This window comes from Microbacterium sp. NPDC089190, from assembly GCF_040701795.1.
GTDB classification, from domain to species: domain Bacteria; phylum Actinomycetota; class Actinomycetes; order Actinomycetales; family Microbacteriaceae; genus Microbacterium; species Microbacterium galbum.
This window is the reverse complement of record NZ_JBFBHF010000001.1, coordinates 1-15049: the sequence shown is the minus strand read 5'-3', so window position 1 is coordinate 15049 and position 15049 is coordinate 1. Positions and strand designations below refer to the sequence as shown.

Below are 15049 nucleotides of genomic sequence, written 5' to 3'. Positions count from 1 at the left end.
CGATGCGCGGGCCGGCGGGGGAGAGACGATGAGCGAACCGCAGCCCGGCTGGTATCCGGACCCTACCGACCAGCGGCGATGGCGCTGGTGGGATGGCGTCGTCTGGACGGACCAGGTCGGCGAGGGAGGGCGGCAGCAGACGTCGCCCCTCGCCGCCGCGCCGAGGAAGCGCCGCGTCCCGACCTGGGTCTGGGTCCTGGTCGTCGTTCTGGCCTTCCCCGTCCTCCTCGCGCTGTGGCCGCTCCTGGGAGTCGCGGCCCTGGCGGTCGTCGTGACCGGGGTGGTCGCGATCGCTACCCGGTCTCGGACGTGGCTGCGCTTCGGCTCGACAGGAGCGGCGGTCGCCGCCATCGTCGTGGCGGCCTTCGTCGTCGCGGGGACGGGAGGTCTGGCAGTCGTCGCCCTGACGTCCGCCCCGATGACGGTCACTGTCGCGGAACCCGCCCCGCTTCTTCAGCCGGTCGATGAACCGCGCTCGTCCTCGGCACCGATCGCCGAGCCGACGTCCTCCGTCCCTCCGGCGCAGGCCTCCGCAACCCCCCGAGCGACTGCGAAGCCGACTCCGACTCCGAAGCCGACACCGACTCCGGTGACGCGCGTCTCCGAGGTGGCGGTGGCATCCGCGATCCCTTTCGGCCGGACGTCGGTCGAGGACAACGGTCTGCCGCGTGGGCAATCGCGCATTGACGTCGCCGGTGCGGATGGCGAGAAGGTGTCGGTCTTCCGGGTGACGACGGTGGACGGAGTCGAGACCTCCCGCTCCCTCCTGCGGGAGTCCGTGACCCGGGAGGCGGTCACCGAGGTCTCCGTCGTCGGCACCTACGACCCGCCCCCGCCCGCCGCCGAGCTGCCCGGGTCCGACGGATGCCACCCGAGCTATGCGGACGCCTGTGTGCCGATCGACTCCGACGTCGACTGCGCGGGCGGGAAGGGCAACGGCCCGTCGTACTTCGACGGAGTCGCTCGCGTGGTCGGGCCGGACGTGTACGACCTCGACCGCGACGGAGACGGCTGGGCCTGTAACGGCTGAGGGGGAGTCGCGCTCGGTAGCCTCGACGCATGCCCTCGCCCCGCGCCCAGCTCGAAGACCTCCTCGCGCGTGGCCTCGGCGACATCTCCCCGGCTCTGCGCGCGTCGCCGGTCGAGGGGGAGGCCCGGGCCGCCGCCGTGCTCATCCTGTTCGGGGTGCTCGACGGCATCCCGAGCAGACGTCGGGCCGCTCACGTGCCGAGCGACCTGGACGTGCTCCTCCTCGCTCGTGCGAGCACCCTTCGCGCCCACCCGGGCCAGGTCGCCTTCCCCGGAGGCCGCGTCGACCCGGACGACGAGGATGCCGTGAGCGCGGCGCTGCGCGAAGCGCGCGAGGAGACCGGACTCGACCCGGCGGGCGTGCAGGTGCTGGGCACGCTTGCGCCCGTCCCTCTGGCGTTCTCCCAGCACGAGGTGACCCCGGTGCTCGCCTGGTGGGCGCGGCCGACTCCCGTGCACGCGGTCGATCGGGCGGAATCCGCGGCTGTCTTCCGTGCTCCCGTCGCCGATCTCCTCGACCCGGCGCGGCGGGGCTCGACGGTGATCCGTCGTGACGGGCGGGAATGGCGCGGCCCCGCATTCGCCGTCGACACCGCGGGGGGCCCGCAGATCGTGTGGGGGTTCACCGCGATGCTGCTGGACGGGCTGTTCGACCGTCTCGGATGGACCGAGACCTGGGATGCCGGGCGCGAGATCGCGCTGCCGACCGTGAGCCTCACCCCTCCTCCCCACCCCGCCGCGTCGTAGCGCTTTCCCCTGCATTCGTCATCCTCGCTGTGCGGGGCCGCGCGGGTCGCTAGCGTGGGATCCGTGACTGCGCCTATCGACCCCACCACCACCGCCGCCTGGTCCCGCCTCTCCGCCCTGCGCGACGAGTTCCAGCCCGACCTGCGCGGCTGGTTCGCCGCTGACGACGACCGGGCCCGTACCCTGTCGCGCACGATGGGTGATCTGCACGTCGACCTGTCGAAGAACCTCGTCACCGCCGAGGTGCTCGACGCCCTGCTGTCGCTGGCCGACGAGACCGGCGTGCGCGAGCGCTTCGCCGACATGCTGCGCGGGGCGCACCTCAACACCAGCGAAGACCGCGCCGTGCTGCACACGGCCCTCCGCCGCCCCGCAGGGGCCGAGCCCGCCCTGGTCGTCGACGGCCAGCAGGTCGACCACGACGTGCACGAGGTGCTCGACCGCCTCGGCGCCTTCGCCGACCGCGTCCGCTCGGGCCAGTGGCGCGGCGTCACCGGCAAGAAGGTCACGCACGTGGTCAACATCGGCATCGGTGGCAGCGACCTCGGCCCGGTCATGGTCTACGAGGCCCTGCTTCCGTACGCCGACGCCGGCATCCACGCCCGATTCGTGTCCAACATCGACCCCACCGACATCGCCCAGAAGACCGCCGACCTCGACCCCGAGACGACGCTGTTCATCGTGGCGAGCAAGACGTTCACCACCCTCGAGACGCTCACCAACGCGCGCCTGGCGCGCGACTGGCTCTGGGAGACGCTCGCGGCGGCCGGCGCGATCGACGACACGGATACCGCCCGCACCGACGCCGTGGCGCACCACTTCGTCGCGGTGTCCACCGCTCTCGACAAGGTCGCCGCCTTCGGCATCGACCCCGCCAACGCCTTCGGATTCTGGGACTGGGTGGGCGGACGCTACTCCGTCGATTCGGCCATCGGTCTGTCGCTCGCGATCGCCCTCGGCCCCGACACCTTCCGCGAGCTCCTCGCGGGGTTCCACCTCGTCGACGAGCACGTGGCATCCACGCCCCTCGCCGAGAACGTGCCGGTCCTCATGGGCCTGCTCAACGTCTGGTACACCAACTTCCTCGGCGCGCAGTCGCACGCCGTGCTTCCCTACGCGCAGCAGCTCCACCGCTTCGCGGCGTACCTGCAGCAGCTCACGATGGAGTCGAACGGCAAGTCCGTGCGCTGGGACGGCTCGCCGGTCACCACCGACACCGGCGAGGTGTTCTGGGGTGAGCCGGGTACCAACGGTCAGCACGCGTTCTATCAGTTGATCCACCAGGGAACGCGTCTGATCCCCGCCGACTTCATCGCCTTCGTCAACCCGGCGTACCCCCTCGCCGACGACGGACGCGACGTGCACGGGCTGTTCCTCGCGAACTTCCTGGCCCAGACCAAGGCCTTGGCCTTCGGCAAGACGGCCGAGGAGGTCGAGGCCGAGGGCACCACCGGTGCGCTCGTGGCCGCACGCACCTTCCCGGGCAACCGGCCCACGACCTCGATCTTCGCCCCCGCCCTGACGCCCTCCGTGCTGGGGCAGCTGATCGCGCTGTACGAGCACATCGTCTTCACGCAGGGCACGATCTGGGGCATCAATTCGTTCGACCAGTGGGGCGTCGAGCTCGGCAAGCAGCTCGCCCTGCAGATCGCACCGGCGATCGAGGGCGACGACGACGCCCTCGCCGCACAGGACGCATCGACGCGCTCGCTGCTCGACTACTACCGCGTCCACCGCAGCTGACGCGCGCCCGGCGCGGCCGTGCGGGCCCGCGCCCGGCCGACGGCAGCGGTTCGCTCCGCTACAGCGGGCCGTTCGGGAAGTTTTTCGCGACTTTTCCGGCGGCCCGCTGGCGGATTGATGCAGGCCCATCGGCGGCGTCGCGCCTCTTCGCGCTCGGCGGCTGGAGGCTTTCAGAGATACACCCGATCAGAGGCAGGAAGCGGGCACCGGCGCGCCTCCGCTCCACCGGGGTTCACCGCGCTGCGTCCGCGGGCACCGTCGGCGCATCGGGAGAACCCGCGCTCCCACGGTCCATTCAGGTAACGAAGAGATAACGCTCAGAACCGGCCCCCACACTCGGGGACTTGTGTCGACCCGACGACACGAGCCCGCGCTCGATCCCGACGAGCGTGCCCCCGACGAAAGTTCCTTCTTTGCTGCGTTCCGATTTGAAGCTCGTCCACGTCAACCGCGCCCGTCGCACCCTCGTCACCGCCGCCACCTGCGCCGGTCTGGCTCTCGGCCTCGTCGCCACGACCGGACTCGCGGTCGCCGCTCCCGTGTCGCTGCCGGATGCCTCGGCCGCATCCTTCGCGTCGCCCGGTTCCGCTCTGCCGGTCTCGTCGGCCCCGACGCTGGATGCCGTGACCGTCGGCGCCGACACGGCTCTCGGCGACGCGCAGGCGGCCCTGACCGACGCCGACGCCGTGCAGGCCGACGTCGCCGCAACCGGTCTGCCCCTGTCGATCGGTGACGCCACCGTCGACACCGCAGCGCTCAGCGACGCCGTCGACCGCCTCGGTTCCCGCGACCTCCTCCCCGTGCTCCTCGTGCCCGCGCTCAGTCAGAACGCCCAGACCGAGGCCGACCGTGTCACCGCGCGAGTCGCCGAGGTGCGCACGAGCCTCGACCAGGCCAAGGCCGAGAAGGCCGCCGCCGACGCGGCTGCCGAGGCGCAGCGCCAGGCCGAAGCCGCTGCCGCCGCGGAGGCGCAGCGGCAGCAGGAGGCCGCCGAGGCCCTCGCCCGCGTGAACACGCCGGACGGCGCCAAGGCGTACGCCGCGCAGCTCGCCGCGGAGAAGTACGGGTGGGGGAGTGACCAGTTCTCGTGCCTGGCGTCGCTGTGGACCAAGGAGTCGGGCTGGAACTACCAGGCCTACAACAACGACGGTGGGGCCACCGGTATCCCGCAGGCCCTGCCGGGGAGCAAGATGGCGAGCTTCGGCGCCGATTGGCAGACCAATGCGGCGACGCAGATCGCGTGGGGGCTCGATTACATCTCGCGCGGCTACGGCACTCCCTGCAGCGCGTGGAGCCACTCGCAGGCCGTGAACTGGTACTGAGAATTCCCCGCACGACCGTCCGCGAGGCCACTCAGCGATATATCGTTATGTATCGCTGACTCAGATCGGGTCCGCGCGAAGGAGGTCGTCATGAGTGGTTCATTCCTGGGAGACGCGTTCGGCGGACGCGGCGGCAACAACACCCCCGGGTGGCCGATGTCCAACATCCTCGAGGGTCTCGAGCAGCTGCGGACGCAGTTCGAGCAGAAGACCAGCTCGTCGCCGCGCATGAACAAGGGCGACGTGCGCTCCGCGGTGCTGTCGTTGCTGCTCGAGCAGCCGATGCACGGCTACCAGATCATCCGCGAGATCGAGGACCGCAGCGGCGGATCGTGGAAGCCGAGCCCCGGCTCGGTGTACCCCACCCTGCAGCTGCTCACCGACGAGGGCCTCGTGCAGTCCGAGGAGTCGAACGGGCGCAAGACCTACTCGCTCACGCCCGAGGGCCGCGCGGCCGCGGGAGATGAGACGACCGAGCGCACCGCGCCCTGGGAGTCCGCGACCTCGCGCGACAGCGGTCGCATGACGGCGCTGCCCAAGGCGGGCGTCGAGCTCGCCCAGGCAGCGGCGCAGGTCGCGCGCACGGGCGACAAGGAGCAGGTCGCGCAAGCGGTCGAGATCCTCGACGAGGCCCGTCGTAAGCTCTACTCCATCCTCGCCCAGGGCTGAGGCTTGCCCGAGCTCGACGCGTGCGGGGCGCACGTCGGCATCCAGGAGGATCGATGACCGACGACGCCCTCATGAAGGCCCGCTACCGCCGCATCACGCGGTTCGCTGCGCGCTATCTCGTCCAGGCGTGGTGGTACGAGCTGTTCCTGCCGCGGTTCGGCCTCGGGTGGATCTCCGCCCGGGGCCGCACCCGTCGGCTCCAGCGCATCGCGCAGCGCTTCCACGTGCTCGCGGTCGACCTCGGCGGCCTCATGATCAAGGTCGGCCAGTTCATGTCGTCGCGCCTCGACGTCCTGCCCCCCGAGATCACGAAGGAGCTCGAGGGGCTGCAAGACGAGGTGCCCGCGGTCCCGTTCGCGCAGATGCGCGCTCGCGCCGAAGCAGAACTCGGGATGCCGCTGGAGCGCGCCTTCACCTCGGTCGACGAGCGTCCCCTCGCGGCGGCGTCGCTCGGTCAGGCCCATCGTGCTGTCCTGACCGACTCCCTCGCGGACGAGACCGGCCTGCGAGCCGTGGTCCTGAAGATCCAGCGGCCCGGGATCGACCGCATCGTCGACGTCGACCTGCGTGCCCTGCGCAAGGTCGGCGTGTGGCTCAGCAAAGTCTCCCTCGTGCGGGACCGCGTCGACATGCCCTCGCTCGTCGAGGAGTTCGCGGTGACGAGCCTCGAGGAGATCGACTACCTGCACGAGGCGGCCAACTCCGAGCGCTTCGCCGCGGATTTCGGTGGCGAAGAGGGGGTGGCGGTGCCGGAGGTCGTGTGGGAGCGCACGACGCGGCGCGTCCTCACCCTGCAGGACGTCACCGCCATCAAGATCAACGACGTCGATGCGCTCCGCGCCGCGGGGATCGACCCCGTCGAGGTCGCCGCCCGCTTCGCCGCCGTCATGTTCGACCAGCTCTTCGACGACGGTTTCTTCCACGCCGACCCCCACCCGGGCAACGTGTTCGTCACCCCGACCGGGGGTACGACCGCCGCCGGCACACCGGCCTGGCGCTTCACCTTCATCGATTTCGGGATGATGGGGGAGGTGCCCCCGGGTCTGCGCCGCGGCCTTCGTCGCGTGCTCATCGCCGCGGCCTCGCGCGACGGCAAGGGGCTGGTCGACGGCATCCGCGACGTCGGCGTGCTGCTGCCGTCCGCCGACACCGTGCAGCTCGAGCGCGCGATGACGCAGCTGTTCTCGCGGTTCGGCGGCATGGGCTTCGCCGAACTGCAGGAGGTCGACCCCCGGGAGTTCCGCGCTTTCGCGCTTGAGTTCGGCGATGTCGTGCGCGCGCTGCCCTTCCAGCTCCCCGAGAATTTCCTGCTGATCGTGCGCGCCATGTCGCTCACCAGCGGCATGTGCAGCGCCCTCGACCCCGCCTTCAACATCTGGGACGCCGTCGAGCCCTACGCCCAGCGCCTGATCCGCGAGGAGAGCGGGAACACCGTGCAGGCGTTCGTGCGCGAGGTGGGAGCGGTCGCCGGAGTCACCGCGCGGCTCCCGCGCCGTGTCGACAACCTCATCGAGCGTTTCGAGGACGGGTCGGTGTCGGTGCAGACGCCCCGCATCGAACGTCGTGTGCGCGAGCTCGAACGCATGGTGCGCCGGGTGGTGTCGGCCGTGCTGTTCACCGGCCTGCTGATCGGCGGCATCCTGTTGCAGGCCGAGCAGGCCGTGTTCGGCACGCTCCTGATGATCGCCTCGATCGCCCCGCTCTCGCACGCGCTGCTCGCCGGCGTCATCGCCCGTCGCAACGGCCTGTGAGCCGGGCGGTCATCGACCGTCGACGATCGACATGAATCCGGCGAAGGCGAAGACCAGCGGAACCAGGTAGAGCGCGCCGCGGAAGACGAACCAGGCGATCCGCGCCACGACGGGGCCGAATCCCGTCTGCGGGGTCCGGGCCTGCAGTCTCCGACCGTCCGCGGCGATGAGCGGATGCGGCGGGCGCCATGCGTCGGCATCTCGCGTGCGGGCGACGCGCTCCACGGCCCCCTGGCCACGCACGCGCTCGTCGACGTAGCGCTCGGCGTGCGCGGCGATCCGCGGGACGACGTGGCGGAGCACGGCATCCACCCGTTCCCAGTCCGCGGCGGTCGTGTAGTCGGCGTCGGCCCCGCGGAAGAAGACGAGGCGGTCGTCGCGCATCTCGACATCGAACCCGGGGGAGTGGTCCACCAGTGCCGCCATCACGTCCGGCGTCAGCACATAGAGCGCATCGGGTCCGTACCCCGACGGCGCGTAGGTGTGGAACGAGCGGTCGAAGTCCCCCTCGAGTCGCAGACGCTGGCCGCGGTCGATGGATGCCGGCAGCTCACCGCCGCGCCCGTTCGTCCGGGAATCGAGGACGAGGTGGGGCACGGCCGAGGCGAGGCGCACACTCACGTACTGCCAGGCCCGGGCACGGGACGCGCGGGCGCGCACGGTCCCGAACTCGGTGTCGCCGCTGGCGAAACGCGGATGTTCGCGCACACCCACGCTGTGGTCCGTGACGAGCGACGAGAACGTGGCGGCCGCGCTCGGGCGGGGGAAGAAGCCGTTCGCGAGGGCGGTGAGGTCCCGCCGCGCATGGCGCAGTCGCGTGCGCGTCGCGACCGGCCGCTGCGCCCAGCGCCAGAGCAAGAACGTCCCGACGAGCCATACCGCGAGCACGCCGAGCACCACGACGAAGGCGACGACGTCGTTCCCGGTGACCCGGCCGTCCTGCACGCCGTCCACCTGCACGCCGATGCTGACGAGCGCGATCGAGGCGAACCACAGCACGAGGGCGTTGTTGACATGCAGCAGCACCTGACGGCGCGTCGGCACCCACGACGGACGAGGGCGGTCGCCCGCGACCGCGAGCGCGGCGGCGACCTCCTCGGCGGGCGCGTCCAGCCAGCGAAGATCCACGCGTCGTCCTTTCCGGGGGTGTCGGTCCGCCGGTGAGCGCCGGACGCCTCCCTAGACTGGCGCGGTGTCGACCGAACCGCGCCGTCCTCTGTCGGCGTGGCGCTTCGACGGTACGCTGCGCGCCTACCAGGCGGACGCCCTCGACCGTGTGGACGTGGATTCCGGCGGGCCCGTCCATCTGGTCGCCCCTCCCGGAGCCGGGAAGACGCTTCTGGGGCTCCTTCTCGCCGCACGTCGCGGTCGCCCCGCGGTGGTGTTCGCGCCCACCACGGCCATCCGCGCCCAGTGGGTCGCGGCCGCCCGGGGACTCGCCCACGACGAGGCGACCGTCTCCGACGACCCGTTCCGGCCCGCCGACCTCACTGCCCTGACGTATCAGGCGGTGAGCGTGCTCGACACCGCCCAGCCGTTCACCGCCCTCGCCCGCGCGCGGTGGGCCGACGAACTCGTCGGCGACGAGCGCACGCCCGATCAGGCGCACGACTGGCTCGACGCCCTGAACGAGAAGAATCCCGCGGCGTACCGGCGTGGCATCCGCTCCCGGTCACGGTCCGTGCGGCGCACGCTCGCCCGGCAGGATGCCGCCGCCCTCACGTCGGCGCTGCACCCGCGCGCCCGTGACCTCATGGACCGCCTCGTCGAGGCCGGTGTCGAGACGATCGTGCTCGACGAGTGCCACCACCTCCTCGACCACTGGGCTCTCGTCGTGGCGGCTCTCGTCGCCCGGATCCGCGCGGAGGGCCGGGAGCCGCTCGTGGTGGGCCTGACGGCGACGCTGCCGTCCCCCGACGACGCGAACGAGTACGACAACTACGTGTCCCTCCTCGGAGAGGTCGACCTCGAGGTGCCCGTGCCCGCGGTCGTGCGCGAGGGCGATCTCGCTCCCTATCGCGAGCTGGTGCACGCGGTCGAGCCGACCGACGAGGAACTCGCCTTCCTCTCCGCGCACGCCGCGGCCCTCGACGAGGCGCTGCGCACGACGTTCGCGGTCGGAGCGGGACGCGAATACCTCCGCGACGCGCTGCAGCCGCCCGCCGCTGCCACCGCCCCCATCGCCGATCCGCTCGCTCCGCCGTCGGCACCGCGTGATGTCCGCACCTCGACGTCCGTGGGCGCCGACCTCGCTCGGATCGACCGGGGCCTGGCCGAGGCGTTCTCGGCGGACTTCGCGCGAGCCGAAGCCGCCGCGGCGATGTTCTCGGAGATCGCCCCCGACGATCCCCTGGTGGCGAGGCTCCCCGCGGTGGCCCGTCGGGCACCCACCACCGACGAGACCGTGCGTCTGCTCGGCCGCTACGCCCTCGATCGGGTGCTTCCCGACCCCGATCGTCAGGCCGACTGGAGACGTCTGCGCCGCCTTCTCGCCGATTTCGGTTACGCCCTCACCGACCGCGGCGTGCGGCGCACCCGCGACCCCATCGACACCGTGCTGGCCTCGTCTCTCGCCAAGGATCGCGGCGCCTGCGACATCCTCGCCGTCGAGCGTGCGCAGCTCGGCGACCGTCTGCGCGCCCTCGTCGTGACCGACTTCGTCACGCACGGGAACGTGCACGGCGGCCTGCTCGGGTCCGCCGGAGCGGTGCGCACCTTCTCCGTCCTCTCGACGGATGCCGCCACCGCCGCGTTGCGGGCGGTCCTCATCACGTCCTCGACCGTGCGCGTCTCCACCCGCCACGCGCCCGTCATCCTTCCCGCCCTCACCCGCGAGCTCGGCGCCGAGCTCGAGACCATCGCCTGCGCCGACGACCCGTCCGCTGTCGAGGTGCGCGGGACGACGGGAACCGGGGTCACCGGCGCGGCGTCGCGCCTGCTCGCCGCGGGAGAGATCGAGGTGGTGGTGGGAACGCGCGGACTCTTCGGCGAAGGCTGGGACTGCCCCGCGGTCAACACGCTCGTCGACCTCACCGCGGTGGCGACGGCGTCCGCGACGCAGCAGCTGCGCGGACGCACCTTGCGCCTCGACCCGCAGTGGCCGGAAAAAGTGGCCCACAACTGGACCATCACCGCGATCCTGCCGCCCACGTCCTCTCTTTCCGCGCAACCGGATGCCGCCCGCCTCCGTCGCAAGCACGCCCGTCTCTGGGGTCTCGACGCCGATCGTCCCGGCTCCGTCGTGCGCGGTCTCGGTGCGGCGCTCGATCGCGATCGTCGCGTGGCTCTCGACGCCGTCCTCGCGAAGGACCCCGGCTCGTCCGTGCGTGCCGTCGATGCCCTCGTCGGCGTCCCTCCACGCGCCGACACCCGCGCCGCGTGGCGCGTCGGCACCCCCTACGCGGACACGGAGGAGGCCGCTGTGGTCGTCGAACGCCCGCATCGCGCTCCGGCCTTCTCGACCTCCGTCGACGCCACTCGCGTGCTGGGCCGCTGGCTCGGAGGCTCCGTGGCGCTGCCGGCCGCCGTCGTCGTGCTGGCGTTCTTCCTGCCGACGGCGGTGGGTGCTCCGCTCGCCGCGGTCGCGGCCGTGACGGGGGTGCTCCTGTCCGTCTCGTTCGGCCGTGCCTGGCGTCGCACGCGACGGCAGAGCCGCGACGCCCCGGCCACCCTCATGCGCATCGCGAGGGTGGTGTGGACCGCGCTGTCCGAGAGCGGCAGGGTCGCCGCCCGCCCCACCTCACCGACGGTCGAGGTCACGGGTGCAGGCGGCGACGGGATCCGCGTCGAGGTCCGGATGCCGCAGGCCGGACTCGATGATCAGCGCACCTTCGCCCACGCCGTCGAGCAGTTGTGCGGACCCGTCCGCTCGCCCCGATTCGTTCTGGAGATCGACCGCGGGGGAGGGCCGTGGTGGGTGCGCCGGGTCCTGGAGCACGCGGGCCGGGGCCGAGCGCGCCAGTTCCTCTCGGTCCCGGATGCCATCGGCCGCCGTCGCGACGACGCCGTGCGGTTCCACGGTGCCTGGCAGGTGCACGTCGGACCGGCGGTGCTGCACGAGTTCTCCGGCCCCGAGAACCTCGCGCTGATGAGCGAAGCGCGCCGCGCCGGAGGGTTCTCCGGCGCGACGCGCTCGATGTGGCAATGGCGGTGACCGGTTCGCGAGCCGGTCACCGCTCAGCTCAGTACCAGCCGACCGACTGCGAGTGGCCCCAGGCGCCGCACGGGCTGCCGTAGCGACCCGAGATGTAGCCGAGACCCCACGCGATCTGCGTACCCGCGTTGGAGGCCCAGTCGGCACCGGCCGACGACATCTTGCTTCCGGGCAGAGCCTGGGGGATGCCGAAGGCGCCGCTGCCGGAGTTGTAGGCCTGGTAGTTCCAGCCCGACTCCTTGTTCCACAGCGAGACGAGGCACGAGAACTGGTCGTCGCCCCAGCCGTAGCCGGCGAGCATGCCGCGCGCGGTCGCCTGAGCACCGCCCGGGCTGTTGTCGCCCGAGCCGCCGCCGGACGCCGGGGGAGTCCACGACGAGCCGCCGCCGCTGCTCCCACTGCCGGAGCCGCCGGAGCCGCTGCCGCTGTTCGAGGCGGCCTCCTCGGCCGCGGCCTTCTCTGCGGCGGCCTTCGCCGCAGCAGCCGCCTCGGCCTCCTGGCGGGCCTTCTCGGCGGCCTCCTCTTCGGCCTTCTTCGCCACGGCGGCGTCGAGGCCGCCGCGCAACTCGGCGACGCGCTGGTCGACGGCGGTGGTCGCCGCTGTCACGTCGTCGGAGAGGTTCGGAAGGAAGGTGTCGGGAAGAGCGGATGCCGCCTCGAGACGCTCGGTCGCCTTCTCGAGCGCAGCGGTGTCGACGTCGGCGGGCTGGCCGATGTCCAGGCCCGACGCGGCGATGTCGTTCTGCACCGACGTGACGGCCTGCATCGAGGCGGTCGCGGCGGTGGTCGCGGCGCGTGCCTCCTGGGCTTCCGGTCCTCGGGCGGCGGAGAGAGCGGTGGGGGTGGTGGTCGATGCGAGCGAGAAAGTCGCGGTCGACAGATCGGCCGGAGAGGCCGTGGCGGCGGGCACCGTGCCGGTGAGGGCCGCGGCCGCGACGACGCCGAGCACCAGAGCGCCCGCGGTCGTCACAGGACGACGGCGGGAGCGGCGGGCGGCTTGGCGACGGGAGCGACGATTGGTGAGGGACGTCGAATCAGAGCGCATAGAACCGGTTTCACGTGAGGGAGGGCGGTGCGGGTGTCACCGTCCGACCCGCGTTCGGCGGGCACGAAACCGGGAGCCTGGCACGCCAATCTGGACGGCACCTGGGCGCAAACCCTCCGATGCCCCCGCGAAAAGCGCCGATCCGAGGCGAATCGTCGATGTGCTTCCCCTCCGCCGGGTCGTCACGCGGCGCTCCGGAAGCCTCGATGGGCGACGTCGAATACGTGCGGCGCCGAGGCCGTCTCCGCGGTGGCGGGAGCGTGCGCTAGACTGGAGTGTCACTCGTGGGGCTTCACCCGATTCGTCGGGCGGGCCCGTGACATCGCACGAACAAATCCGCTTCGCTTCGACTCGTGGCATGCGTTCGCCCTCGGGCGTGCGGATGCCGACGGCCCCGGTCCGCCGGACCGACGGGCGCAGGAGTCGGAGCCCGACACCCACCCAACTAGGACAACCCACTACATGACTACCGCAACGACCGCTCCCGCTACCAAGCAGGTCGCGATCAACGACATCGGCTCGGCCGAAGACTTCCTGGCCGCTGTCGAGAAGACGCTCAAGTTCTTCAACGACGGCGACCTCATCGAGGGCACCGTGGTCAAGATCGACCGCGACGAGGTCCTCCTCGACGTCGGATACAAGACCGAAGGCGTCATCCCCTCCCGCGAGCTCTCGATCAAGCACGACGTCGACCCCAACGAGGTCGTCAACGTCGGCGACCACGTCGAGGCCCTCGTCCTCCAGAAGGAGGACAAGGAAGGCCGCCTCATCCTGTCCAAGAAGCGCGCGCAGTACGAGCGCGCGTGGGGCGACGTCGAGAAGATCAAGGAGAACGACGGTGTCGTCACCGGTTCCGTGATCGAGGTCGTCAAGGGTGGTCTCATCGTCGACATCGGCCTCCGCGGCTTCCTCCCGGCGTCGCTCATCGAGTTGCGTCGCGTCCGCGACCTGACGCCGTACCTCGGCCAGGAGATCGAGGCCAAGATCCTCGAGCTCGACAAGAACCGCAACAACGTCGTGCTCTCGCGCCGCGCCCTGCTCGAGCAGACGCAGTCCGAGTCGCGCACCACGTTCCTCAACAACCTCCACAAGGGCCAGGTCCGCAAGGGCACGGTCTCGTCGATCGTCAACTTCGGTGCGTTCGTCGACCTCGGCGGCGTCGACGGTCTCGTCCACGTCTCCGAGCTCTCCTGGAAGCACATCGAGCACGCCTCCGAGGTCGTCGAGGTGGGCCAGGAGGTCACCGTCGAGATCCTCGAGGTCGACCTCGACCGTGAGCGCGTGTCGCTCTCGCTCAAGGCGACGCAGGAAGACCCGTGGCAGGTGTTCGCCCGTACCCACGCGATCGGTCAGATCGCGCCGGGCAAGGTCACCAAGCTCGTTCCGTTCGGTGCGTTCGTCCGCGTGGCCGACGGCATCGAGGGCCTCGTGCACATCTCCGAGCTGTCGGGCAAGCACGTCGAGCTCGCCGAGCAGGTTGTGTCGGTCGGCGAAGAGGTCTTCGTCAAGATCATCGACATCGACCTCGAGCGTCGCCGCATCTCGCTGTCGCTCAAGCAGGCCAACGAGTCGGTCGACCCCAACGGCACCGAGTTCGACCCCGCGCTGTACGGCATGGCCACCGAGTACGACGAGCGCGGCGAGTACAAGTACCCCGAGGGCTTCGACCCCGAGTCGGGTGCCTGGCTCGAGGGCTTCGACGCTCAGCGCGAGCAGTGGGAGCAGGAGTACGCCGCTGCCCAGGGTCGCTGGGAGGCCCACAAGGCCGCTGTCGCGAAGGCCATCGAGGCCGAGGCGGCCAACCCGACGGACTCCGGTTCGTTCGGTGGGTCCTTCTCGTCGGAGTCGCCCGCCCAGGGCACCCTCGCCGACGACGAGTCGCTGGCTGCGCTTCGCGAGAAGCTCTCCGGTCGCTGATCCGTCCCGCATCGAAGGCCGGTACCCCTCTGGGGTGCCGGCCTTCGGTCGTTGCGGGGACCTTCCCGGGCCGTCCGCAAGCCCCGGGCCCGATGGTCCCGCCGACGGCAGGATGGGGTCATGGCTTCTCGACTTCCGCTCTTGATCACCCTCGCCGGCGTCGCCGTGCTCTTCCTCGCGATCTTTTTCGTCTTCGCTCTCGTCATCGGCGCGATGTTCTTCGGCGGCATCGAGTTCACCGGCGGTTCGATGGATGCCGCCGCGGGCGCGCCGGCCGTCCTGCATCTCGCTGCGTGATCGCGGGACACCCTCGATCCCGTCCGGCCCGAAGTCCGGGCGTATCTCCGGGTTTTTCCTGATGATCGAGGGAAAAAGCGGCAACGACACGCCCGGGGCGGGGTGTCGATTCGACGGCGTGGTCGATCCGGCGTAACTTATTACTTGTTCGCCCCACAGGGGAGAGCGGAGCGGCCGAAAGGCCCCGCAGCCCCTCAAGTAGCGAACCACCCCCAACATCTGTTCTTGAGAGTTTCGGTTCTCTGGTTTACAGTTGGGGTTCTGCCGTTCGGCACATTTCTTGAGATCTGCTTCGTTTGAGGTGGTCTTGTTGTGTGTGGATGGTGTGAAGGTAGTGAACTGCCTCACGGGTAGGTCTAGGTGACTGTTTCTGTGG

The 15049-nt window shown here is 71.0% G+C and carries 11 protein-coding genes; 9 read left to right on the top strand and 2 right to left on the bottom strand.

The features are described from left to right. Positions 1–28: 28 nt before the first annotated feature. The 6 genes from AB0230_RS00055 to AB0230_RS00030 all read left to right on the top strand — a co-directional run bounded on the left by AB0230_RS00055 (position 29) and on the right by AB0230_RS00030 (position 7261). Positions 29–1030 (top strand): G5 domain-containing protein, encoded by a 1002-nt coding sequence (locus AB0230_RS00055; protein ID WP_366373244.1) that lies wholly within the window; start codon positions 29–31, stop codon positions 1028–1030. Between the two features lie 29 nt (positions 1031–1059). Then, positions 1060–1776 (top strand): CoA pyrophosphatase, encoded by a 717-nt coding sequence (locus AB0230_RS00050; RefSeq protein WP_315992902.1) that lies wholly within the window; start codon positions 1060–1062, stop codon positions 1774–1776. 63 nt (positions 1777–1839) lie between these two features. Continuing rightward, the gene (gene pgi / locus AB0230_RS00045; RefSeq protein ID WP_366373241.1) at positions 1840–3519 is read left to right on the top strand and encodes a glucose-6-phosphate isomerase; all 1680 of its coding nucleotides are present in this window, start codon (positions 1840–1842) and stop codon (positions 3517–3519) included. Positions 3520–3932: 413 nt separating this feature from the next. After that, entirely contained in the window at positions 3933–4841 is a 909-nt protein-coding gene (locus AB0230_RS00040) for a phospholipase (protein WP_315992900.1), read from the top strand. Positions 4842–4931: 90 nt separating this feature from the next. Next, positions 4932–5510, top strand: a complete 579-nt coding sequence (locus AB0230_RS00035; RefSeq protein ID WP_315992899.1) for a PadR family transcriptional regulator — start codon at positions 4932–4934, stop codon at positions 5508–5510. Positions 5511–5563: 53 nt separating this feature from the next. Next, positions 5564–7261 carry an AarF/UbiB family protein gene (locus AB0230_RS00030; RefSeq protein ID WP_366373239.1) on the top strand — a complete coding sequence of 566 codons (1698 nt, stop codon included), beginning with the start codon at positions 5564–5566 and terminating at the stop codon, positions 7259–7261. A 9-nt stretch (positions 7262–7270) separates the two neighbouring features. Here the strand turns inward: AB0230_RS00030 and AB0230_RS00025 are convergent, their stop codons facing one another. After that, complete coding sequence (locus tag AB0230_RS00025; RefSeq protein ID WP_366373237.1) at positions 7271–8389, bottom strand: hypothetical protein; 1119 nt, start codon at positions 8387–8389, stop codon at positions 7271–7273. 64 nt (positions 8390–8453) lie between these two features. Between AB0230_RS00025 and AB0230_RS00020 the strand changes: the two genes are divergently transcribed. Further along, on the top strand, positions 8454–11414 hold the full coding sequence (locus tag AB0230_RS00020; protein ID WP_366373235.1) for a hypothetical protein: 2961 nt from the start codon (positions 8454–8456) through the stop codon (positions 11412–11414). A 28-nt stretch (positions 11415–11442) separates the two neighbouring features. Here the strand turns inward: AB0230_RS00020 and AB0230_RS00015 are convergent, their stop codons facing one another. After that, positions 11443–12384, bottom strand: a complete 942-nt coding sequence (locus AB0230_RS00015) for a lytic transglycosylase domain-containing protein (RefSeq protein ID WP_315992895.1) — start codon at positions 12382–12384, stop codon at positions 11443–11445. 537 nt (positions 12385–12921) lie between these two features. Here AB0230_RS00015 and rpsA point away from each other — a divergent pair. Beyond that, entirely contained in the window at positions 12922–14376 is a 1455-nt protein-coding gene (gene rpsA / locus AB0230_RS00010) for a 30S ribosomal protein S1 (protein WP_315992894.1), read from the top strand. A 120-nt stretch (positions 14377–14496) separates the two neighbouring features. Beyond that, positions 14497–14673, top strand: a complete 177-nt coding sequence (locus AB0230_RS00005; protein WP_366373232.1) for a hypothetical protein — start codon at positions 14497–14499, stop codon at positions 14671–14673. The last annotated feature ends 376 nt before the right edge of the window (positions 14674–15049 follow it).